The sequence below is a fragment of the Actinomadura sediminis genome (assembly GCF_042675525.1).
GTDB lineage: Bacteria > Actinomycetota > Actinomycetes > Streptosporangiales > Streptosporangiaceae > Spirillospora > Spirillospora sediminis.
This window is the reverse complement of sequence record NZ_JBHTJA010000069.1, coordinates 1-21,577: the sequence shown is the minus strand read 5'-3', so window position 1 is coordinate 21,577 and position 21,577 is coordinate 1. Positions and strand designations below refer to the sequence as shown.

Genomic DNA, 21,577 nt, shown 5'->3' with positions numbered 1-21,577 from the left:
TCGGGATCGCCGGTTGACTCCGGCCGTGCCGACGGAAGTCGCATCACCTATAGCCCGTACCGCGGGGTCGCGGTTAGACTGGGTGAGTCCGCAGGAAGCGTTTTACCAGGTCAGTACGGGTGTGCTCGCGTTATCGCAGGGCACCCTCGAAAGCCGGTCGGACGGCTCCGCGGTCCCGGGAGTCGCTCTCCACTTTCCGTCGATCCTCTTGGCTGCCAACCGGGTGATCGGCGGGAAGTGGGGGCGACTCTTCTCGTTGTTCCGGCCACTGCTGTTTCGGTCTACCGAAATGTCCGTCTTCAGTGTCGCCTCCCGTTCCGTCCCCGTCGCGGGATGTCGGCGGATGCTCGTCGAGCCTTCCGGCGATCCTCACGGTCTGTTCAAGATGTTGCTGTCGTTCTGGCGTGTCCCATCGCGGATGCTGCTAATCTGCTACCTAGCACGCTACAACATAGTCAGCCGACACGCAGCACACTGCCAGCAAGAGATGTGGTTATCCACGACGTTGCGAGGGCGCATGCGATGAACATCGATCCGGGGTCGGGGCGTACATGACTCGTTGGCGTCATGTATTCCGCCAGGTCACGTGGTGCAAGGTGGCAGTCGTGCAGCCGGCAACCATTACGCAAAGTGAGCGATCTCGATGACCAGTGATCAGGGGCCGATCGTCCAGAGCGCGTTGTTGCGCACCGAGCTCGTCCGCCTCCGCAAAGAGAAGGGGGTGACCCAGGAGCAGGTCGCGCGGCGGCTCGAATGGTCCCCGTCGAAGCTCATCCGGATCGAGGGCGGCAAGAACGCCATCACCCGCACCGACCTCCAGGCCCTCCTGTCGGTGTACGACGTGACGGCCGAGAGCCGGCAGGAACGCCTGCAGGAACTCGCGCGCGGTGCGCGCGAACCCGCCTGGTGGAACGCGTACAAGGGCGAGCTGGATCCGAACTACCTGGCGTTCGTGGGTTACTCGGCCGGAGCCTCCTATATCCGTCATTTTCATGGGACGGTCGTCCCGGGCCTGCTGCAGACGCCCGAGTACGCCGAGGTGCTCGAAACCGGCCGGGTGTCCACGCAGGCGAAGGCGTTCGGCGTGAAGCTGCGGATGCAGCGCCAGGAGGAACTCGCCCGCCGCGCGAACCCGCCGCGCCAGCTTTACATCCTGGACGAGGCCGTGGTGCGCCGGCATGTCGGCATCGCGTCGGACCCGGGCATCATGCCCGCCCAGCTCCGGCACATCGCCGACCGGGCGGAGGGCGACGAGCTGGTCAACGTCCGCATCATCCCTTTCAGCGCCGGTGCGCATCTCGGGCTGGACGGCCCGTTCGTCGTGCTGGAGTTCGAGGGCGGCCTGAACGACGTCCTGTATCTCGAGGGCCGGTCGGCGGCCAGCGCCCTCGTCACCGGCGATGACGACCGGATCACCGATTACCGGGACAACTTCGAACTGCTTTTGGAGCAGACGTTGTCCGCCGGCGATTCCATCGAGTTCCTCCGGAAGGCCGCCGAAGACCTGATGGCCTGACGTTCGTCCAGTTCCGACCGGTGGAGGTGACCGCGCCGACGACCCATCCCCAAGGCGAGTGGCCGTCATAGCACGCAGAGTGATCTTGTGTTCCCTTGTAGGCGGGATAACTGGAACCGCTTACACTCGTGATCGGGAAAATTTCCACAAGGTCGTGGTTCGTCGTGCCCAACTTGGCTCTCGCATGGTGGGCGCCCTCGCCCGATCCGCTGGCGGTACGGCGCTCACCGGCACCGGATGGAGGGTTGCCGGATGGTCTATCGGTCGTATCGGGGGGAGTCGCTGAACTGGCGCAAGGGCAGTTCGAGCACGAACGCCGACGAGTGCGTCGAGGTGGCGGCCGCCGGTCCGGCGGTGCTGGTCCGCGATTCGCATGATCACGGCGCCGGGATGCTCGAACTCGATTCCGCCCAGTGGCGGACGCTGGTGAACGCCATCAGGAACGGGGACCTGGACGCCCGTTGAGTCACGGGACCCCGCCACTCCGAGCTTTCGCGTAATTGGTGAACATCACGATGAAGTGACCTCTTTACCGGCAAATCCTGGCGAAGGCGGCAACGGACGACATCGGCCTCCGTCCCGGGGGCGGCGACCCCGGGACGGAGCCGCACCCCCGACGGCACGGACCCCGCGAGCGACCGCGGTGCACGGCGCCCCTGAGATGCCCCTGACGGCACCCTGAGCGGACCCTGAACGCCCTGTCCCGGCGGCGAACCGGCGCCTAACGTGATCAAGGTCCTCGGGCGGCGAGGACCGGCGCCGTCCCCGTTGGACGGCTCCCCCATGTGAAGGGCTTGGTTCATGCTGCGCAAGAACAGGCGGGCCGCCTGGACCGCCGCGGCCGCGGCGGGGCTCGCGATCGCCGGCGTCGCCGCGCCGGCGGCGTCCGCGGCGGAGCCCGCTCCCGCCTCCCGCATCACCTGGACGGCCTGCGGCGACGACCGCGGCGCCCAGTGCGGCACCCTCACCCTCCCCGTCGACTGGGACGACCCGGACGGCCCCGCGTTCGAGCTCGCCGTCGCGCGCCGCACGGCCCGCGATCCGGGCGCCCGCATCGGCACGCTCGTCTTCGGACCCGGCGGACCGGGCGATTCGGGCGTCTCCCGCGTCGTGGACGGCATCGACCGGTTCAGCGAGGACGTCCGGCGCCGGTTCGACATCGTCAGCTTCGACCCCCGCGGCGTGGGCGCCAGCGCGCCGATCAGATGCTCGACCGAGGTCCTGCTGGAGCGCCCGTCGCCGATCATGACGAGCGCGGCGGACTTCGCGGAGACGATCGCCTACAACGAGCGGGCCCGCGAGGACTGCATCGAGCACTCCGGCCCGATCTACGACAATGCCGACACGCTCAGCACGGTCAAGGACCTGGACGCAATCCGGAAGGCGCTCGGCGAGACCAGGCTGACCTTCCACGGCAGCTCCTACGGGACGCTCCTCGGCGAGCAGTACGCCGAGACCTACCCGGAGCGCGTCCGGGCGATGGTGCTGGAGAGCGTCGTCGACCACAGCCGCCGCGACGCGCGATCGTTCCTGACGTCCCAGGCATGGGCGGCGCAGGACTCGTTCGACGAGTTCGTCGCGTGGTGTGACCGCACCTCCGACTGCGCCTTGCACGGACGAGACGTCCGCGCGGTCTGGCAAGACCTGCGAGAGCGCGCGCGCCGGGGCGACCTGCACGGCCTCCCGGAAGCCGACCTGGTCCACGTCGCCTTCCGGGCGCTCTACGGCCCCGACCGGCACGAGCTCGCCCGGACCATCGCCGACCTCGACGCGGGCGAGGAACCGCCCCCGAACCGGGCCCCCGGCGGCCCCACCGCCAAGGACCCGTTCACGGGCGTCTTCTGCTCCGACTGGAGCCTCCCCGTCCGCGACTACCGGCACTGGCGGTGGCTGATGCGCCGGGTGGAGAAGGTCGCGCCCGACATGTCGTACACGCGCCCCGTCCGGGCCGCGGCCGCCTGCCTCGGCGCCCCGCAGCCCGTCGCCAACCCGCAGCACCGCCTCGACGTCCGCGGCCTGCGGACGCCGATCCTGCTCGCGAACGCCCGGCACGACCCCGCGTCCGGCTACAACTGGGCGACGAACGCGGCGCGTCAGCTCGGCCGCGAGGGCGTCCTCCTCACCTACGAGGGCGCGGGCCACGGCGGCTACAACCGGGGCGCCTGCATGCAGGGCACCGTCGACCGCTACCTCATCGACCTGAAGGTTCCCGCGCGCGGCACCACCTGCCCCGCCGTCCCCACGACCTGACCCGCACCGGCCCGTCGCGGCCTGCCCGCGCGCCCCACCCCGGAGATCAGGGGGCGGCCAGCCAGGCGTCGATCTCGGCGTGCAGGCGGGTCTTGGTCTCCGGCGGGGCGAAGGACGCGTCGACGGCGGTGCGGGCCAGGTCGGCGAGGGTGGCGTCGTCGTAGCCGAAGGCGTCGCGGACGTGCGCGTACTCGGCCGCGAGCGGGGTGTCGATGAGGGCGGGGATGTCGGTGTTGACGGTGACGAGGAGACCGGCGTCGCGGAGGCGCGGCAGGGGGTGGTCGGCGAGGGACGGTGCGAAGCCGAGGGCGACGTTCGACGTCGGGCACACCTCCAGCGGGACGCGGCGCTCGCGGACCTCGGCGACGAGGTCGGGGTCGTCGAGGACGCGGATGCCGTGGCCGAGCCGTTCGGTGCGTCCGGGGCCGAGCGCCTGCCGGATGCTCGCGGGCCCCTCGCCCTCGCCCGCGTGGTGCACGACGTGGAGCCCGGCGTCGCGGGCCGCCTCGAACACGTCCGCGAACGGGTCGCCCGGGTGGGATTCGTCGCCCGCCAGGCCGACCGCGACGACGCCGTCGTGGCGGCGGGCCAGGTCCAGGGTGCGCCAGGCGCGCTCGACGGGGCGGCGGCGGGAGTGGTCGAGCAGGAGGCGGCACTCGATCCCGAAGTCCGCGCGTCCGGCCTCGAGGCCCTCGAGGACGGCGGCGAGCGGCATGCCGAGGTCGCCGAGGCGCTCGCCGTGCGCGGCGGCGGTGAAGGACGGCTCCGCGTAGCGGGTGCCCTGGGCGGCCTCGTCGGCGCAGAACTCGTAGGCGATGCGGCGGAAGTCGTCCGGGCGCCGCAGGCACGTGCGGACGAGCTCGTTCTGCGCGAAGAACGCGTCGAACCCGCCGAACGCGGTCACGTGCTCAGGGACCTGGACGCCGTTGGCGGCGCCGATCTCGCGGAGCGTGTCCCACCGCGCGGTGTTCTCGAGGTGGACGTGCAGATGGGCCTTGGGGAGGGTCAGCAGATCGCGCACGCGCCGCAGGCTACGGTCCGGGACGCCCGCCCGGCGACCGAATTATCCGCCCGGGAGGGCGTAGCGGCCGTCGTCGAGGGGGTCGACGAGGCCGTCGGCGACGAGGGCGTCCAGGGCCCGTTCGCGCTGGACGGCGTCGGACCAGACGACGTCGAGGGCGGGCTTGTCCACGGGGCCGTCGGCGTCGCGCAGGACGGCGAGGAGGCGGCCGCGGCACTGCCGGTCGGTGCCCGCGTACGTCTGGCCGCGGCGCGGCGGGCCGTCGTAGGCGGGACGGCCGTCGCGGTGCCAGCGGCAGCGGTCCAGGACGGGGCAGTCGACGCAGCGGGGGGAGCGGGCCGTGCAGACGAGCGCGCCGAGCTCCATGACGGCGACGGCCCAGCGGGCGGCGGTCGGCGCGTCCGGCGGCAGCAGGGACTCGGCGAGCCGCACCTCCGCCCTCGTCTGCGACTTCGGCGGGTACTCGGCACCGGACACCAGGCGGGACAGGACGCGCCGGACGTTCGTGTCGAGGACGGCGTGCCGCTGCCCGAACGCGAAGCTGGCGACGGCCGCGGCCGTGTAGGCGCCGATGCCGGGCAGGGCGAGCAGGTCGGCGTGGGACGAGGGCACCTCGCCGCCGTGCCGGTCGACGATCGCGCGGGCGGCCTCGTGCAGCCGGAGCGCGCGGCGCGGGTACCCGAGCCGGCCCCACGCGCGGACGGCCTCGCCGGACGGTTCGGCGGCGAGCGCGGCGGGCGTCGGCCAGCGGTCCAGCCAGGCGCGCCACACGGGCAGGACGCGGGCGACGGGCGTCTGCTGGAGCATGATCTCGCTGACCAGCACGCCCCACGGTGTGGCGTCGTCCGCGCGCCACGGCAGGTCGCGGGCGTGGACGTCGTACCAGGCGATGATCGAATCGGTGTATGAGGTCATGGCGGACGGCCATTGTGGCATGCGGCGGGTCGTCGCCCGTGTCGCCCGCGCACGGTCGCATACTGACCGCATGGAGATCGACACCGACGGTGACGGCGGGCGGTACTGGCGCCGGCGCGTCCTGGCCCTCGCCGGGGTGCTCGGCGTGGTGGTCATGCTGGCGTGGGGGTGCATGCGGGGGACGACGGAGGAGCCGGTGAGCCGCACGGTCGCCGAGGCCGCGACGCCGCCGCCCCCGCCGACCGCGATGCCGACCGTCACCGTGACCGTGACGACGACCCCGACGCCGGGGGACGACGGCGCCGCCTGCGAGGACGACGACGTCGTCGTCACGCTCGGCGCCGCGGAGAAGAGCTACACCGGCGGGGAGAAACCCACGTTCCGGGTGATGGTCGTGAACACCGCCGAGAACACGTGCCGGTTCGACACCGGGACGCTGGACCTGCGGATCACGTCGGGCGACGACCGGATCTGGTCGTCTGCCGAATGCCGGGACGGGGACGCGGGCGAGGAGTCGCTGCGGCGGGGCGTCCCGTACGTCCGGGAGATCGTGTGGGACCGGCGGCGGGGCTGCGGCGGGGACGCGGCCAGGGCCGGGACGTACGTCGCCGACCTGCACGACCGGAAGGGGAAGCGGCGGGTGTTCAGGCTCGGCTGAACGTCACACGTACCGTTCGAGGATGGACGACTCGGCGAGCCGGGACAGCCCCTCGCGGACGCTGCGGGCCCGCGACTCGCCGACGCCGCCGACGGCCTGCAGGTCGTCGATGCCGGCGGCGAGGAGCTTCTGCAGGCCGCCGAAGTGCTCCACGAGCCGCTCGACGACCATGCTCGGCAGCCGCGGGACCTTCGCGAGCAGCCGGAACCCCTTCGGGCTGACCGGCAGGTCGAGGGCGTCGGGGCCCGCGAAGCCCATGACCTCGGCGACCGTGGACAGGTCGAGGAGCTCGTTGGCGGACAGGACGTCGAGGGCGGCGAGGATCGCGCCGACGCCGCGGGCCCGGGTGTCGTCGGACGGGTAGTCGCGGACGATCAGTTCCCGGTCGACGTCGACGCCCGACACGAGTTCGTCCAGTTGCAGGGACAGCAGCCGGCCGTCGGTGCCGAGCTCGACGACGTAGCCCTCGATCTCGTCGGCGATGCGGCGCACCATCTCCAGGCGCTGCACGACGGCGCTGACGTCGCGGACGGTGACGAGGTCCTCGATCTCGAGGGCGGACAGCGTCCCGGACACCTCGTCGAGCCGCAGCTTGTACCGTTCGAGCGTCGCGAGGGCCTGGTTGGCCTTGGACAGGATGGCCGCGGAGTCCTCGAGGACGTAGCGGATGCCGTCGAGGTACAGCGCGATGATGTGCATCGACTGGCTGACCGAGATGACCGGGTGGCCGGTCTGGCGGGCGACGCGCTCGGCGGTGCGGTGCCGGGTGCCCGACTCCTCGGTGGGGATCGTCGAGTCCGGCACGAGGTGGACGGCGGCCCGCACGATCCGGCTGTTGCCGGTGCCCAGCACGATGGCGCCGTCCATCTTCGCGAGCTCCCGCAGGCGGGTGGCGGAGAACTCCACGTCGAGCTCGAAGCCGCCTGAGCACAGCTCGGCGACGAGGTCGTCGTAGCCGAGCACGATCAGCGCGCCGGTGTGGCCCCGCAGGATGCGCTCCAGGCCGTCCCGGATCTGGGTGCCCGGAGCCACCGCGGCGAGCGTGGCGCGGCGTCGTTCGTCATGGGACTTGTCGTGTGCTGGCACCTGGCCCCCGGAGGTCGCTGGACGGCGTCAGTTTACCGAGCGGCCCCGTTCGCCGGTTCCTCCCCTGGTCGCAACCGGGGGCCGCACCGGGTAATACTCTGGCGCTACCCGCGTCACGGCGCGGTAAAGGCGACTTGCAGGGCCTGCTGCAGGCTGTCGACCTCCATGACCTTCATGCCCTCGTAGCTCGACAGCTGCGGGTCGGCGCGCTTGAGCGGCGAACCGTCCGCGAGTTCGAGGGACCCGCGCGGGACGACCGCGTGCTTGAACCCGAGCCGGTTGGCCTCCGCGAGCCGCCGCTGGACGCCCGGGACGACCCGCGCCTCCCCGGCCAGCCCCACCTCACCGAGCGCGATCAGGCTGCTCGACAGCGACTGCTCCACGGTCGAGCCCGCGACGGCGAGCGCGAGCGCGAGGTCGACGGACGTCTCGGTGAGCCGCACGCCGCCGACCGTCGACACGTAGACGTCCTGCTCGTGCATCGAGATCTTGCAGCGCTGCGCGAGGACGGCCAGCACCATCGCCACCCGGGACGTGTCGAGCCCCGAACTGGCCCGCCGCGGCGCCGGCAGGTGCGACTTCGCGACGAGCGCCTGCACCTCGGCGACGAGGGGGCGGCGCCCCTCGAGCGTCACGGTGACGCACGTCCCCGGGACCGGCTCGTCCCGCCGGGTGAGGAACAGCCCGCTGGGGTCCGGGAGGCCCACGATGCCGACCTCCGAGAGGTCGAAGCAGCCCAGCTCGTCCGTGGGCCCGTACCGGTTCTTCACCGCCCGGATCATCCGCAGCCGCGAATGCCGGTCGCCCTCGAAGTACAGGACGACGTCCACGAGGTGCTCGAGGAGCCGCGGGCCCGCGATCGCCCCCTCCTTCGTGACGTGCCCGACGAGCACGACCGTGATGCCCCGCTCCTTCGCGACCCGGATGAGGTTCGCCGCGACCTCCCGGATCTGCGTGACGCCGCCGGGCGCCCCGTCGACCTCGGACGTCCCGATCGTCTGGATCGAGTCGACGACCACCAGCGTCGGCTCCACCGCGTCGACGTGCCCGAGCACCGCCGACAGCTCCGTCTCGGCGGCGAGGTACAGCTCGTCGGTGATCGCGCCGACCCGGTCGGCCCGCAGCCGCACCTGCTCGGCCGACTCCTCGCCCGTCACGTACAGGACGCGCTTCGGCCCGCCGTCCTCGCCCTTCTGGGACGCGAGGGCCGCGACCTCGAGCAGCAGCGTCGACTTGCCGATGCCGGGCTCCCCGGCGAGCAGCAGCACCGCCCCGGGGACGATGCCGCCGCCGAGCACCCGGTCGAGTTCGTCCAGCCCGGTGGGCCGGGTCTGCGCGGACCGCACGTCGACCTGCCCGATCGGCCGCGCGGGCGTGCTGACCGGCCCCGCGCTCACCACCCGCGCGGGCGTCGCGGACGCGCCCTCGACGACGGTGCCCCACGTCTGGCACTCGCCGCACCGACCGACCCACTTGGACGTCTGCCAGCCGCACTCCGAGCACCGGTACGCCGCCTTGGCCGCCTTCGCCTTAGCCATAGCGACGAAGCCTAAAGCCCCCCACCGACAGTGTCGGTCCAAGGGGCGGCCCCTGGGACCGCCGGTGGCCGCGCGCGTCGGGCGGTCCCTCGTGGCCGGGGGCGTGCGGCGTGTCAGGCGTCCTTCTTCGCGCGTTCGATCAGGTCGGCGAGGTGGTCGGAGACGATGGCGGGGCGTTCGAGCATGGCCATGTGGCCGGCGGTGGGGACGACTTCGAGGCGGGCGCCGGGGACGCAGTCGGCGATCTTGAGGCTGTGCTCGACGGGGGTGAGCATGTCGTTCTCGGCGCCGATGACGAGGGTGTCGGCGGCGCCGAGGGCCGCGCAGTCGCTGATCACGTCCGTGCCGATCATTTCGCGGAGGAAGTCGACGAGGGCGTCCATCCGGGTGTCGGCCATCATCTGCTCGCCGAACGCGACGGCGGCGGGGGACGCGTCGGGGCCGAAGGCGACGAGGTCCTCGACGAGCATGGACGCGGTGCGGCCGAGGTGGCGGACGCGTTCGATGGCCGCGGAGCCGGCCCCGGCGGCGTGCAGGGCGCGGGGGAGGACGCGGTGGGTGGCGCGGGCGATGAGGGCGGGGAGTCCGAGGGTGACCTCGCCGAGGCCGCCGGAGGACGTGCAGAGCAGGCCGGTGGCGACGACCTTGCGGCCCATGAGGCCGGGGTTCGCGTCGGCGAACCGCATGGTGGTCATGCCGCCCATGGAGTGGCCGACGAGGACGACGGGGGTGTCTTCGGGGACGGTCGCGTCGATGACGGCGGCGAGGTCGGCGGCGAGCTGGTCGAAGGAGTGGCGGTCGCGGGCGCCGCCGTCGGAGCGGCCGTGGCCGCGCTGGTCCCAGAAGACGAGGCGGCCGAGGCCGCGCAGGGCCTTGCGCTGGAAGTGCCAGGAGTCCTGGGCGAGGGTCCAGCCGTGGGAGAACACGACGGCGACGTCGGTGCGGTCGTCGCCGTCGATCTCCGCGTAGAGGCGGGTGCCGTCGTCGGCGCGGACGGGGACGGGACGGCCGCGCAGCGAGCCGAACGGCTCCCCGGCGTGCGGGTCGGGGCGCAGCTGCAGGCGGCGGACGGCGCGGCGCTGCGCGGCCAGCCCGGCGCCGGCGCCGGCCGCGCCGAGCGCGGTGGCGGTCAGGATCGTGCGGCTCGTCGTGGCGACTCGGCCCATGGCCGGTTCCTCCCGTTCCCTCAGGTCGCGCACGCCGGGCGGGGCGGCGCGAACGGCTGCGCCGATTGTTGTACAGGTGATCCAGTAGGGCCAGGGGCGGGCCCTCGAATGTGACCGACTAGTCAGTAACTCACGGGCAACGCCACCATAGATTGACCGCGTAGTCCACTTCGAGCCCCTCGTGCTCGGCGAGCACCTCCGCGGCGAGGTCCGGGGGGAACTCGATGCGCAGGACGGCCGCGAGGTCGCGGCGGTCGTCGAACCGCCAGCGGATCGTCAGCGGCTCGCGCGCGAACCCGCGGCGCGTCCAGAACCGCTCGACCGCGTCCGGGTCGTACTTCGGCAGGCCGCGCCGGAACCAGCGGCCGAACGTCGAGCGGGTCGCGTCGTTGTCGATGATGAAGATCGCCCCGCCGCGCCGGACGACCCGGTCCAGTTCGGCGAGCCCCGGTTCGCAGCCGGGCCCGAAGAAGTAGGCCCAGCGCGCGTGGACGACGTCCACCGAGGCGTCCGGAAGCGGCAGGGCCTGCGCGGAACCGACACGGACGGTGACGTTCGCGGCGTCCCTCGTGCGGCGCGCGGCGGCCGCGGCGAGGCCCGCGTGCGGTTCCACCCCGACGACGCGCGCGGCCTCCGCGGCGAAGAACGGCAGGTGGTAGCCGGTCCCGCAGCCGATGTCGAGGACGGTCGCGCCGGTCCACGGGCGGATCGCGCGCATCGCCGCGGGGAGGACGCCGTCGGGGTCCACCGCGCGGTTCTCCAGCTCGTAGACCTGCGGGGAGTTCCAGATGTTGGGGCTCGGCACGGCGCCCGGAGCGATCTCGGCCACGGGGACAGAGCGTAGTCGGGCGATTCGGATCACGCAGGGGCGAGGGTTTCAACGCGGCTCCGGGCGCATAGTCTTTTCCGTACGACCACTGCCGAGCGATCACTGTGGCGAGGAAGCCTTGACCCCGCAGCACAACGGCGCCTTCTCTCCGGCACTCCGGGTGCCCGACGCTCCGATCACGCTGTCCACGGCGTCGGTGTACCCCGAGAAGGTGCCGAGCGCGTTCGAGATCGCCGCGCTGCTCGGGTACGACGGCGTCGAGGTGATGGTGTCGACGGACGCGTCCTCGCAGGACCTCAACGTCCTGCGGCGCCTCTCCGACTACCACCAGGTCCCGATCAAGTCGATCCACGCGCCGTGCCTGCTGCTCACCCAGCGCGTGTGGGGGCGCGAGCCGTGGGGCAAGCTGGTGCGCTCCAAGGAGGTCGCCGAGGAGCTCGGCGCGGAGGTCGTCGTCGTGCACCCGCCGTTCCGGTGGCAGCGCGACTACGCCCGCGACTTCGTCGGCGGCCTCGCCCGCATGCAGGACGAGACGGACGTGCTGTTCGCGGTCGAGAACATGTTCCCGCTGAAGGCGCGCGGCGCCGAGGCCGGCATGTACCTGCCCGACTGGAACCCGATCGACCAGGACTACCCGTACGTGACGCTCGACCTGTCGCACACGGCGGTGTCCGGTTCGGACGCGCTCGACATGGCCGGGCGGCTCGGCGACCGGCTGCGCCACATCCACCTGGCGGACGGCGTCGGCATCACGAACAAGGACGAGCATCTCGTCCCGGGGCGGGGTTCGCAGCCGTGCGGGCCGATGCTGGAGACGCTCGCCGAGACCGGCTTCCGCGGGCACATCGTCCTGGAGGTCAACACGCGGCGCGCGGCCAACCGCGCCGAGCGCGTCGAGGACCTGGCCGAGGCGCTCGCGTTCGCCCGCCTGCACCTCGCCGCGGCCGACCGCACCTGGGAGGTCACCTCCGGCGGCGAGGTCAGCCGCCGGAGCACCCGGTGACGTCCACGCGCGGGAACCCCGGCACGGACGGGACGGACGGCGCCCGCGGCGCCCGCGGGCCGGGGCGGCGGCCGGGGCGGACGGAGACCCGCGAGGCGATCCTCGCCGCGGCGCGCGAGCTGTTCGCCGAGAAGGGCTACGACGGGGCGTCGCTGCGGGCGATCGCGCGCTCCGCGGCCGTCGATCCCGCGCTCGTCCACCACTTCTTCGGCAGCAAGGAGGGGGTGTTCATCGAGGCGATGCGCTTCCCGGTGGACCCGGCCGTCCTGCTGCCGCGCATCATGGCCGCGCCCCGGGAGCGGCTCGGCGAGACGATGGCGCGCACGTTCCTGGGCGTCTGGCAGGACCCGGACCGCCGCGCCCCCATTCTGGCGATGCTGCGTTCCGCGATGACGAACGAGCGCGCGGCGGCGCTGATGCGGGAGTTCCTCACCAGCGCGCTGTTCGCCCGCGCGGGCGCCGCCACGGACGTTCCGCGGCTCCGGCTCCAGGCGGCGGCCGGGCAGATGATCGGCTTGGTGATCCTGCGGTACGTGCTGCGCGTGGAGCCGCTCGCGTCCGCCTCCGAGGACGAGATGGTCGAGCTCGTCGCGCCCGTCCTGCAGAACTACCTGGGCTGACCTTCCCGGCCTTCCGGCGTCTCTTGACCGGGGCTCCGCGCCGACCTAAATTCAACACATGATGAGTTCTACGCCGGCGGTGAGCGTCCGCGGCCTCCGGGTGGCGCGCGGCGGCCGGGACGTCCTGCACGGGCTCACGTTCGACGTGCCGCCGGGGTCCGTGGTGGGGCTGCTCGGCCCCAGCGGGTGCGGGAAGACGACGCTGCTGCGGGCGCTCGTCGGCGTGCAGATCGTCGCGGGGCGGCGAGGTCACCGTGCTCGGCGAGCCGGCCGGGTCGCCCCGGCTGCGGCGGCGCGTCGGGTACGCGACGCAGCGCCCCGCCGTCTACGCGGACCTGACCGTCGCCGAGAACCTCCGCTACTTCGCGTCCGTCCTGCGCGCCCCGCGCTCGGACGTCGACCGCGTCATCGGCGAGGTCGGGCTGGAGGGGAGCCGCGACCAGGTCGCCGCGACGCTGTCCGGCGGGCAGCTCGGCCGCGCCGGCCTCGCCGTCGCGCTGCTCGGCTCCCCCGACCTCCTCGTGCTGGACGAACCGACCGTCGGCCTCGACCCGGTGCTGCGGCAGGAGCTGTGGGAGCTGTTCCGCGGCCTCGCCGCCGGCGGCGCGACGCTGCTGGTGTCCAGCCACGTGATGGACGAGGCGCGCCGCACCGACCGGCTCCTCCTCATGCGCGAGGGACGGATCCTCGCCGACGGCACCCCCGAGGGCCTGCGCGCCCGCACCGGCGTCGACGACCTGGAGGCGGCCTTCCTGCACCTGATCGCCGAGACGTCCGGGAGCGCGGCATGAGCATCGCGATCACGCTCGCCACGGCCCGCCGCATCCTCGCGCAGCTCCGGCACGACCGCCGCACGCTGGCGCTGCTCGTCCTCGTGCCGTCCGTCCTGATGGTCCTGCTCCGGTACGTGTTCGACCGGCCCGCGCTGTTCGACCGTGTCGGCCCGCTGCTGCTCGGCGTGTTCCCGTTCGTGGTGATGTTCATCGTGACGAGCGTCGCCACCCTCCGGGAGCGGACCGGCGGCACCCTCGAACGGCTGATGACCATGCCCGCGGGCAAGCTCGACCTGCTGCTCGGGTACGCGCTCGCGTTCGGGCTCGTCGCGCTCGTCCAGGTCGGGGCCGTCCTGGCGGTCTCGCTGACCTGGCTCGGCCTCGACCTCACCGGCCCGCTCGGCGCCCTCGTCCTCGTCGCCGTGCTGGACGCCCTGCTCGGGATGGCGCTCGGCCTGTTCGCCAGCGCGTTCGCGCGGACGGAGTTCCAGGCCGTCCAGTTCATGCCCGCGTTCGTCCTGCCGCAGGCGCTGCTGTGCGGGCTGATCACGCCCCGCGAGCAGATGGCGTCCTGGCTGGAGGCGTTCTCGGCGGCGCTGCCGCTGACGTACGCCGTCGAGGGCATGCGGGAGATCGCGGGGGAGCGCGGCTTCAGCGGGACGCTCGCCGTCGACGTCGCCGTCATCACGGGCTCCACGCTCGTCGCGCTGCTGCTCGGCGCGGTCACGCTGCGCCGCCGCACCGCCTGAGCCGCCCGCCGGACCGTCCGTCCGAGCCGCCCGCCCGAATCGGACACTTGGCCGCAAGTAGCCCGTCTCGCTCGCCGTCTGCTGGTACCTTCTCCCGACATGAACCCCCAGGATGTTCCCGGTACCCCGGCGTCCCCGCGCCCCGACGGCCCGCTCCCGCGGAACGGGACGGACGCCCCGGCCGGCGGCGCCCCGGCCGGCGCCGCCGCGGAGAGCGGCGGCACGGAGAACGACGTGTTCTGGGGCTCGGGAGACAACGACGGGACGCCCCGCAAGCGGCGCTGGCCCCGCGTGCTGATCGCCATCGGCGTGTTCGTCGCGCTGATCGTCGCCGGGCTGGGCGGCCTGGTGTGGCAGCGGCAGTCGTCCTACAACGGCAACATCGACCGCATCCAGGGCGTCATGCCGGAGGCGAACCGGCCCGGCCCGAACGTCGCGGGCACCGAGAACTGGCTGCTCGTCGGCTCGGACCGGCGGTCGGACGAGCAGACGACGGGCGAGGGCAACGAGGCGTGGAAGCCGGGCCAGCAGCGCACCGACACGATCATGCTGATGCACCTGCCGGCGGACCGCAAGAAGGCGTACCTGATCTCGTTCCCGCGCGACTCGTGGGTGGACGTCCCCGGCTACGGCAAGCAGAAGATCAACGCCGCGTTCTCGTTCGGCGGCCCGAAACTGCTGATCCAGACGATCGAGGGCCTGACGGGCGTCCGCATCGACCACTACGGCGCGATCGACTTCGCCGGGTTCGAGTCGATGGTCGACGCGCTCGGCGGCGTCACCGTCAACATCAAGAAGAGCGTGTACGACCCGGCCCGCAAGGTGAACTGGGAGGCCGGGCCGCAGGAGCTGAACGGCGAGGAGGCGCTCCTGTTCGTCCGGCAGCGGTACAACCTGCCGAACGGCGACTTCGACCGGATGAAGCGGCAGCAGGCCCTCCTGCGGGCCCTCGCCAAGAAGTCCGCCGACAGCGGAACCCTGACGAACCCGCTCAAACTCGACCGGTTCCTGTCCGCGCTCACCAAGTCGATCAGCGTGGACGAGGGCGTGTCCGGCGGCGACCTCCGCTCCCTCGCGCTCAGCCTCCGCAACGTCCGCGTATCCGACGTGACGTTCCTGACGACGCCGTACAAGGGCACCGGCATGGTGCAGAAGCAGAGCGTCGTGTTCCTCGACCCGCCGAAGGCGAGGGTCCTGTTCGAGTCGGTGAAGTCCGCCGACATGGCGCAGTACGTCGAGCGGTACGGCGGCGGGAACAACCTCGGGGCCGTCTCGTAACCTGGTCGTGAGGCCGTGCGAGAGGGGTGCCCAGTGATCCGCCGGGCGTTGCTGGCCGCGTCGCACTCCGGCGGCGCGCGCCGCGTCGTCGAGACCGCGCCGTTCGCCCGCGACGTCGCGCGCCGGTTCATCGCCGGCGAGACCGCCGCCGACGCGGCGCGCGTCACCGAACGGCTCACCGGCGAGGGCCTGCTCGTCACCCTCGACGTCCTCGGCGAGGACGTCCACGACAAGGAGCGCGCCGAGACGAACGTCGGCACGTACCGCGAGCTCCTCGAACGGCTCCACGCCGAAGGGCTCGGCTCCCGCGCGGAGGTCTCGCTGAAGCTCTCCGCCGTCGGCCGGGCCCTCGACGAGGAGCTCGCCCTCGACAACGCCCGCCGCGTCTGCGAGGCCGCCGCCACCGCCGGGACCACCGTCACCCTCGACATGGAGGAACCCGAGGCGGTCGACGCGACCTTCCGGACCCTCCACGAACTCCGGCGCGACCACCCCACCGTCGGCGCGGTCGTCCAGGCGTACCTGCGGCGCGCCGAGGAGTACTGCGCGGACCTCGCCTACGAGGGGTCCCGCGTGCGCCTCTGCAAGGGCGCGTACGCCGCCCCCGAGGCGATCGCCTTCGTCGAGAAGGACGAGATCGACAAGTCGTTCGTCCGCTGCATGAAGGTCCTGATGGCCGGCAAGGGCTACCCGATGCTCGCCACCCACGACCCCCGCCTCATCGAGATCGCCGAGGCCCTCACGCTGCTGAACGACCGCGACGCCGGCACGTTCGAGTACCAGATGCTCTACGGGGTCCGCCCGCAGGAGCAGCGGCGGCTCGCCGCCGAGGGCGCCCAGGTCCGCGTGTACGTCGCCTACGGCCGCGACTGGTACGCGTACTTCATGCGGCGCCTCGCCGAGAAGCCCGCCAACCTGCGCATGGTCATGCGCTCGCTCGCCCCGGCGATAGGGTGGGCCGGTCGTCGAAAGGTGAGCCGATGATCGCGATCCTGGGTGCCGGGAAGATGGGCGAGGCACTCCTGTCCGGAGTGCTGCGGGCCGGGCGCCGCCCGTCCGACCTGGTGGCGACCGCGCGCCGCGAGGAGCGCGCGACGCTGCTCCGCGAGCGGTACGGCATCGAGATCGTCTCCAACGCGCAGGCCGCCGCGAAGGCCGACACGCTCGTCCTCGCCGTCAAGCCGCAGGACATGGGCGCCCTCCTCGCCGAAGTGGGACCGCACGTCCCGCCCGGACGGCTCGTCATCTCGATGGCCGCGGGCATCACGACGTCCTTCATCGAGGACCGACTCCCCGAGGGGACCCCCGTCGTCCGCGTCATGTCGAACACGCCCGTCCATGTGGACGAGGCCATGAGCGTCGTCTCCGCGGGCGCCCACGCGGACGAGACGCACCTGCACATGGCCGAGGAACTGCTCACCCCCGTCGGCAAGGTGCTCCGCATCCCCGAGTCCCTGCAGGACGGCGCCACCGCCCTCTCCGGCAGCGGGCCCGCGTACTTCTACTACCTCGTCGAGGCCATGGTCGACGCCGGGATCCTGCTCGGCATGCCCCGCGCCGCCGCCCTCGAGATGGTGATCCAGTCGGCCGTCGGCGCCGCCGTCATGCTCCGCGACTCCGGCGAGCACCCCGTCCTCCTCCGCGAGGGCGTCACGTCCCCGGGCGGCACCACGATCGCCGCGATCCGCGAACTCGAACGGCACGGCGTCCGCGCGGCCGTCCTCGAGGCCATCGAAGCGGCCCGCAACCGGGGCCGCGAACTGGCGAGCGGCTGACCCTCCGCGCGCACCGGGCCGCGCGCCGCGCCCCCGGACGTCCGGTGGACGCGGCGCGAGTTCGGACGGAGCCGGGCGGGAGACGTCGTCGCCGAGCGCGGAACCCGCCCGTCCCGATCCTCCCGTCCGGTCAGCGGCTTTCGACCGTGACGGAGGACGCCCCGGCGGACAGCAGGATCAGGTAGCGGTCCTCGGCGTCCCCGTAACCGGGGGTCTCGTCGTGGTGGCCGCGGCCGCGCGTGACCGGGACGTGGTCGTCCAGCCGGAGGTCCGCGATGCCCGCGATCGCCTCGATCCGCACCGGGACGTCCGCCGGGCGGGCCAGCACCAGGTCGTCGACGGACGCGAACCGGAGCGTGCGGCGCCCGCGCGGCCGGCCGAGCGCGATCCGGGCGTGCGCCAGACCCGCGTGGAACGCCAGCGACCGGACGTCCGCGCCCGTGAGGTCGGCGTCCAGGCCGGCGGCGCCGCCGTGCACGTCCACCGCCCACGGGACGCCCGCCGACAGCCGCACCGTCCCCCGCCCCGGGCGGTGCAGGAGCCGCGCGCCGAGCGGGTACTCGACGTGCACCGTGGCGTCGACCGACCACACCAGCGGCAGCGGGCCGGCGAACTCCGCCTCCACCAGCGCGTCGATCTCGTCGGACGCGCGCAGCGCGATGCGTCCGGTGCCGTTGTCGAAGCTGAGCCGCGCGACGTCGGGCGCCGGGGGCAGCGGCACGGTGACGCGCTCGGCGCGGACGCCCTCCTGCCCGGCCGCGGCCGCCTTCACGACGCGCCCCGGATCGCGCGCACGGCCGCGGCGACGGCGGCCGGGGCCGCGTCCGCGCCGCGCCACGCGACGAACCCGTCCGGACGGACGAGCAGCGCCCCGCGCGTGCCGATGCCGTGCGAGGACTCGTCCGCGCCCTTCAGTTCGCCGTCGCCGAACCGGTGCACCGTCACGCCGGGCTCCTCCAGCGCGGTCCAGCCGGTGGTGTCGCGCCCGGCGAGCAGGACGAACCCGTCGCCGTACAGGTCGAGGGTGGAGCGGCCGCCGCCGAGGTCGACGTGCGGGGCGCGGGCGCCCGGGCGCCCGTCGAGCCGTGCGGGCCGCAGTGGCGCGGGCGGCTCCGCGGGCGGCTCCGGCGCACCGGACTCGATGATCGCGGACGAGCGGTACCGGTAGCCCATCGACACCGCGCCGTAGTCGATGATCTCGGGGCCGTCGCCCGGTCCCATCCGGGACCCGAACCGGGCCATGGCCTGCTCCATCGTGAGCAGCCCGGTCGCGCGCCGCTCCGCCTCGTAGGTGTCGAGGAGCGCGTCCCCGGCCCGCCCGGCGTGCACCTCGGCGAGCTTCCACGCGAGGTTGTGCGCGTCCTGGACGCCGGCGTTGGCGCCGAGCCCGCCGGTGGGCGGCCAGGCGTGCGCGGCGTCCCCGGCGAGGAACACCCGGCCCGTCCGGAAGCGGCGGGCGATCTGCGCGCCGATCGGGAACCCGAGGACCTTCAGGTCCGTGCCGGGGATCTGCGGGCGGGGCGTCACCGCGACGTCCGGGAGCCCGGCGGCGGCCCGCACCATGCCGGCGATCTCGGCGTCGGTGAAGTCGGCGGGCGACCGGTCCGCCGGGTCGTAGCCGGTGCCGAACACCCAGCGGCGGCCGTCCGTCCCGTGCGGCATCATGATCGTGAACGGGAGCGGTCTCTGCAGGTAGGCGGTGCCGATGGCGCGGCCCCGGGTGGCGGGGGTCAGGTCGGCGTCGACGATCGCGGTGATCGTGTGGAAGAGCGTGCCGGGGCCGTCCAGCTCGACGCCGAGCGCCCCGCGGACCGGGCTGTGGAAGCCGTCCGCGGCGACGAGGTACCCGGCCCGGACGATCTCGGCGGTGCCGGTCGCGCGGTCGACGAGGCGCGCGGTGACGCCGTCGGCGTCCTGCTCGAACGAGGCCAGCTCGACGCCGTACCGGATGCGCGCGCCCAGCTCGCCGGCGCGGTCGCGGAGGATCTCCTCCACCCGGTCCTGGTCGACGTGGCCGAACGGGGCCGGGCTCGCGTCGGTGCCGACGTCCTCGGACGGCTCGTCGGACGATCCGTACTCGTCGTCGTTCAGGGTCTCCGCCATGACGGGCGTCCAGGCGTAGTCGGCGCCGGCGAACGCCGCGTCCCGCAGCGCCCCCTCGATGCCGAGCCCGCGGAAGATCTCCATGGTGCGGGGGGTGAGGCCGCGCGCCCGCGGGTGGGCCAGCAGGCCCGGGTGCCGCTCGACGAGCATGCAGGGGACGCCGCGCCGGGCGAGGAACGCGGCGCAGGCCAGGCCGGTCACCCCGCCGCCGCTGATCAGGACGGGAACCGGTGTGCCGGGACGGTCGGACATCTCGTCGCTCCTTCGGGTCGGATGCTCCGAGCGTGCGCGCTAAGGCCCGTCCGGCACGTCCGGCGAACGCCTTATCCGGGGCCTCAACCCCTGGTGCGTCCGTCCCGGCCCGGCTACGTTCGCTTAATGATCACCGATCGGGGACGGCTGGTGGGCAGGCGGGAGCAACTGGCGCTCGTCGACGCGGCGTACCGGGACGCGGAGGCGGGCGAGCCCCGGTTCGTCCTGTTCGCCGGGGACGCGGGGATCGGCAAGACCCGCCTGATGGAGCACGTCGCGGAACGGCTCGGGGCGTCCGGCGCGCGGGTGCTGCAGGGCGGATGCGTGGAGCTGGGCGCGGAGGGGCTGCCGCTCGCCCCGGTGACCGCGATGCTCCGCACCCTGGTCCGCGAGTTCGGGCGGGACGGCCTCGACGGGCTCGCGCCCGGCGCGGCGGCGCTCACCCGGCTGCTGCCCGGCCACGACCTCCCCCCGCCGGACGACGCCGCGGCGGCGGACGTCCGGGACGAGCCGGACGCGGTGCGGGCGCGTTCGTTCGAGCTGTTCGCGGCCGTGCTGGAGCGGCTCGGCGGCGAGCGCCCGCTGGTCCTCGTCGTCGACGACCTGCACTGGGCGGACCCGTCCACCCGCGACCTGCTGGGCTTCCTCGCCCGCCGGCTGCGCGGCGTGCGCGTCCTGGCGCTGCTGGCGTTCCGGACGGACGCGCTGGGCCGCCGGCATCCGCTGCGCGCGTTCGCCGCCGAGCTGGCGCGGCTGCCCGCCGTCCGGCGGATCGACCTGCCGCCGCTCGACCGCGCCGAGACCGCGGAGCTGCTCGCGGCGGCGCCCGGCGCGGAGCGTCCCGCCGAGGCGCTGGTGGACCGCGTCTACCGGGAGTCCGGCGGGAACCCGCTGTTCGCCGTGGAGGTCGCCCGCGCGGCCGGGGCGGGCCTGCCCGACACCCTCCGGGACCTGCTGCTGCGCCGTTTCGCGGAGCTGCCGGACGCGGCGCGCGACGTCGTGCGGCTGGCGGCGGCGGGCGGGCCGCGGGTCGCGCACGGGCTGCTCGCCCGGGTCTCCGGGCGGCCCGCGCCCGAGCTGCTGGCCGCGCTGCGCGCCGCGACCGACGCGCACGTCCTCGTGCCGGACGGCGAGGACTACGCGTTCCCGCACACCCTCCTCTACGAGGCGGTCGTGGACGACCTGCTGCCCGCCGAGCGGACGGCGCTGCACCGCGCGTACGCGGCGGCGCTGGAGCACGATCCGGCGCGCGCGCCCCCGGACGGGGCCGCCGCCGAGGCGGCGTTCCACTGGGCCGAGCCGGGCGACGCCGGCCACGTGCTGCCCGCGCTGCTGCGCGCCGCGGAGGCCGCCGGGGCCGTGCAGGCGCGCGCCGAGCAGGCGCGGCTGCTGGGCCGCGCGCTGGAGTTCTGGCCGCCGGACGGGACGGCCGCGCGGTTCGCCGCCGTGGAACGCTCCCTCACCTCCGCGTCCTGGGCGGGCGAGTTCCTGTGGACGCTGGACGTCGCGGACCGGGAGCTGGTGGAGGAGACCGATCCCGGCCGCGTCGCGATGCTGCACGCCCACCGCGGCATCGCCCTGCACAACCTGGGCCGGGACGCCGCGCTCACCGCCGTGGACGAGGCGCTGCGCGAACTCGGCGGCGACGGCGTGGATCCGCTGCCGCGCGCCCGCGCGCTCGACATGGCCGCGGCGGTCTGCATGCTGCGCGACCGTCCGGAGCGGGCGCTGGACGCGGCCACCGAGGCGATGCGGCTGGCCGCCGACCTGGACGAACCGGGCCTGCACGCCAACGCGGCGACCACCGCCGCGACCGTCCTGGCGAACCTCGGCCGCTACCGGGAGGCCCTCGACGCGCTCCCCGAACCGGCCGAGGACCCCGCCTGCGCGTACGGGTCCCGCATCGTGCAGACGGCGCGGGTGGAGCTCAACCGGGCCGAGGTGCTCGCCGCGCTCGGCCGCCAGGCGGACGCCGCCGGCGCCGCCGTCCTCGGCCTCGCCCTCGCCCGCGCCGCCGGGCTCGCCCCCACCCTCGGCGCGCTCCT

Annotated in this window: 20 protein-coding genes and 1 pseudogene; 13 read left to right on the top strand and 8 right to left on the bottom strand. The window is 73.8% G+C overall.

Annotated features, from left to right (window positions below):
* Positions 1–643: 643 nt before the first annotated feature.
* From ACFQ11_RS26580 to ACFQ11_RS26570, 3 genes are all read left to right on the top strand, one after another.
* A complete protein-coding gene (locus ACFQ11_RS26580) occupies positions 644–1,516 on the top strand; it encodes a helix-turn-helix domain-containing protein (protein WP_378303362.1) in 873 nt (290 codons plus the stop codon).
* Positions 1,517–1,768: 252 nt separating this feature from the next.
* Positions 1,769–1,981, top strand: a complete 213-nt coding sequence (locus tag ACFQ11_RS26575; protein WP_378303360.1) for a DUF397 domain-containing protein — start codon at positions 1,769–1,771, stop codon at positions 1,979–1,981.
* 336 nt (positions 1,982–2,317) lie between these two features.
* A complete protein-coding gene (locus ACFQ11_RS26570) occupies positions 2,318–3,766 on the top strand; it encodes an alpha/beta hydrolase (RefSeq protein ID WP_378303358.1) in 1,449 nt (482 codons plus the stop codon).
* Positions 3,767–3,812: 46 nt separating this feature from the next.
* Here ACFQ11_RS26570 and add read toward each other — a convergent pair whose 3' ends face one another.
* Positions 3,813–4,787: an adenosine deaminase gene (gene add / locus ACFQ11_RS26565; RefSeq protein ID WP_378303356.1), complete on the bottom strand. Its 975-nt coding sequence runs from the start codon at positions 4,785–4,787 to the stop codon at positions 3,813–3,815.
* Positions 4,788–4,829: 42 nt separating this feature from the next.
* Positions 4,830–5,702 carry an HhH-GPD family protein gene (locus ACFQ11_RS26560; protein WP_378303354.1) on the bottom strand — a complete coding sequence of 291 codons (873 nt, stop codon included), beginning with the start codon at positions 5,700–5,702 and terminating at the stop codon, positions 4,830–4,832.
* Positions 5,703–5,772: 70 nt separating this feature from the next.
* Here ACFQ11_RS26560 and ACFQ11_RS26555 point away from each other — a divergent pair, with 70 nt between their 5' ends.
* The gene (locus ACFQ11_RS26555; RefSeq protein ID WP_378303352.1) at positions 5,773–6,360 is read left to right on the top strand and encodes a hypothetical protein; all 588 of its coding nucleotides are present in this window, start codon (positions 5,773–5,775) and stop codon (positions 6,358–6,360) included.
* Between the two features lie 3 nt (positions 6,361–6,363).
* On the opposite strand, the gene disA is transcribed toward ACFQ11_RS26555, so the two are convergent.
* The 4 genes from disA to ACFQ11_RS26535 form a co-directional block, all read right to left on the bottom strand.
* Positions 6,364–7,446 (bottom strand): DNA integrity scanning diadenylate cyclase DisA, encoded by a 1,083-nt coding sequence (gene disA / locus ACFQ11_RS26550; protein WP_378303350.1) that lies wholly within the window; start codon positions 7,444–7,446, stop codon positions 6,364–6,366.
* 113 nt (positions 7,447–7,559) lie between these two features.
* On the bottom strand, positions 7,560–8,984 hold the full coding sequence (gene radA, locus ACFQ11_RS26545) for a DNA repair protein RadA (RefSeq protein WP_378303348.1): 1,425 nt from the start codon (positions 8,982–8,984) through the stop codon (positions 7,560–7,562).
* A gap of 113 nt (positions 8,985–9,097) precedes the next feature.
* Positions 9,098–10,150, bottom strand: coding sequence for an alpha/beta fold hydrolase (locus ACFQ11_RS26540; RefSeq protein ID WP_378303346.1), 1,053 nt, complete (start codon positions 10,148–10,150; stop codon positions 9,098–9,100).
* Positions 10,151–10,280: 130 nt separating this feature from the next.
* Positions 10,281–10,898 (bottom strand): class I SAM-dependent methyltransferase, encoded by a 618-nt coding sequence (locus ACFQ11_RS26535; RefSeq protein WP_378303395.1) that lies wholly within the window; start codon positions 10,896–10,898, stop codon positions 10,281–10,283.
* A gap of 199 nt (positions 10,899–11,097) precedes the next feature.
* Between ACFQ11_RS26535 and ACFQ11_RS26530 the strand changes: the two genes are divergently transcribed.
* From ACFQ11_RS26530 to proC, 8 genes and pseudogenes are all read left to right on the top strand, one after another.
* The gene (locus tag ACFQ11_RS26530) at positions 11,098–11,982 is read left to right on the top strand and encodes a sugar phosphate isomerase/epimerase family protein (protein ID WP_378303344.1); all 885 of its coding nucleotides are present in this window, start codon (positions 11,098–11,100) and stop codon (positions 11,980–11,982) included.
* On the top strand, positions 11,979–12,602 hold the full coding sequence (locus ACFQ11_RS26525; protein ID WP_378303341.1) for a TetR/AcrR family transcriptional regulator: 624 nt from the start codon (positions 11,979–11,981) through the stop codon (positions 12,600–12,602). The genes ACFQ11_RS26530 and ACFQ11_RS26525 overlap by 4 nt, the downstream gene beginning before the upstream one ends.
* Before the next feature lie 58 nt (positions 12,603–12,660).
* A pseudogene (locus ACFQ11_RS26520) lies at positions 12,661–12,783 on the top strand (ABC transporter ATP-binding protein); the annotation flags it as partial.
* Between the two features lie 73 nt (positions 12,784–12,856).
* The gene (locus tag ACFQ11_RS26515; RefSeq protein ID WP_378303339.1) at positions 12,857–13,393 is read left to right on the top strand and encodes an ABC transporter ATP-binding protein; all 537 of its coding nucleotides are present in this window, start codon (positions 12,857–12,859) and stop codon (positions 13,391–13,393) included.
* Complete coding sequence (locus ACFQ11_RS26510) at positions 13,390–14,124, top strand: ABC transporter permease (RefSeq protein WP_378303393.1); 735 nt, start codon at positions 13,390–13,392, stop codon at positions 14,122–14,124. The genes ACFQ11_RS26515 and ACFQ11_RS26510 overlap by 4 nt, the downstream gene beginning before the upstream one ends.
* Positions 14,125–14,223: 99 nt before the next feature.
* Complete coding sequence (locus tag ACFQ11_RS26505) at positions 14,224–15,402, top strand: LCP family protein (protein WP_378303337.1); 1,179 nt, start codon at positions 14,224–14,226, stop codon at positions 15,400–15,402.
* 33 nt (positions 15,403–15,435) lie between these two features.
* A complete protein-coding gene (locus ACFQ11_RS26500; protein ID WP_378303335.1) occupies positions 15,436–16,386 on the top strand; it encodes a proline dehydrogenase family protein in 951 nt (316 codons plus the stop codon).
* The gene (gene proC / locus ACFQ11_RS26495) at positions 16,383–17,177 is read left to right on the top strand and encodes a pyrroline-5-carboxylate reductase (RefSeq protein ID WP_378303333.1); all 795 of its coding nucleotides are present in this window, start codon (positions 16,383–16,385) and stop codon (positions 17,175–17,177) included. Before ACFQ11_RS26500 ends, proC begins: the two co-directional genes overlap by 4 nt.
* Positions 17,178–17,307: 130 nt before the next feature.
* Here proC and ACFQ11_RS26490 read toward each other — a convergent pair whose 3' ends face one another.
* Together ACFQ11_RS26490 and ACFQ11_RS26485 are read right to left on the bottom strand one after the other, a co-directional pair.
* Positions 17,308–17,949, bottom strand: coding sequence for a hypothetical protein (locus ACFQ11_RS26490; protein ID WP_378303331.1), 642 nt, complete (start codon positions 17,947–17,949; stop codon positions 17,308–17,310).
* A complete protein-coding gene (locus tag ACFQ11_RS26485) occupies positions 17,946–19,532 on the bottom strand; it encodes an FAD-dependent monooxygenase (protein ID WP_378303329.1) in 1,587 nt (528 codons plus the stop codon). The genes ACFQ11_RS26490 and ACFQ11_RS26485 overlap by 4 nt, the downstream gene beginning before the upstream one ends.
* Before the next feature lie 126 nt (positions 19,533–19,658).
* Between ACFQ11_RS26485 and ACFQ11_RS26480 the strand changes: the two genes are divergently transcribed.
* A partial coding sequence (locus tag ACFQ11_RS26480; RefSeq protein ID WP_378303326.1) for an ATP-binding protein occupies positions 19,659–21,577 on the top strand: 1,919 nt, incomplete at its 3' end.

Bases quoted from the DNA above. Each gene is read 5' to 3' on its own strand.
- ACFQ11_RS26580 (WP_378303362.1), top strand. From the start codon at position 644: ATGACCAGTGATCAGGGGCCGATCGTCCAGAGCGCGTTGTTGCGCACC.
- ACFQ11_RS26485 (WP_378303329.1), bottom strand. From the start codon at position 19,532: ATGTCCGACCGTCCCGGCACACCGGTTCCCGTCCTGATCAGCGGCGGC.
- ACFQ11_RS26575 (WP_378303360.1), top strand. From the start codon at position 1,769: ATGGTCTATCGGTCGTATCGGGGGGAGTCGCTGAACTGGCGCAAGGGC.
- ACFQ11_RS26510 (WP_378303393.1), top strand. From the start codon at position 13,390: ATGAGCATCGCGATCACGCTCGCCACGGCCCGCCGCATCCTCGCGCAG.
- ACFQ11_RS26555 (WP_378303352.1), top strand. From the start codon at position 5,773: ATGGAGATCGACACCGACGGTGACGGCGGGCGGTACTGGCGCCGGCGC.
- ACFQ11_RS26560 (WP_378303354.1), bottom strand. From the start codon at position 5,702: ATGACCTCATACACCGATTCGATCATCGCCTGGTACGACGTCCACGCC.
- proC (WP_378303333.1), top strand. From the start codon at position 16,383: ATGATCGCGATCCTGGGTGCCGGGAAGATGGGCGAGGCACTCCTGTCC.
- ACFQ11_RS26570 (WP_378303358.1), top strand. From the start codon at position 2,318: ATGCTGCGCAAGAACAGGCGGGCCGCCTGGACCGCCGCGGCCGCGGCG.
- radA (WP_378303348.1), bottom strand. From the start codon at position 8,984: ATGGCTAAGGCGAAGGCGGCCAAGGCGGCGTACCGGTGCTCGGAGTGC.
- ACFQ11_RS26540 (WP_378303346.1), bottom strand. From the start codon at position 10,150: ATGGGCCGAGTCGCCACGACGAGCCGCACGATCCTGACCGCCACCGCG.
- ACFQ11_RS26505 (WP_378303337.1), top strand. From the start codon at position 14,224: ATGAACCCCCAGGATGTTCCCGGTACCCCGGCGTCCCCGCGCCCCGAC.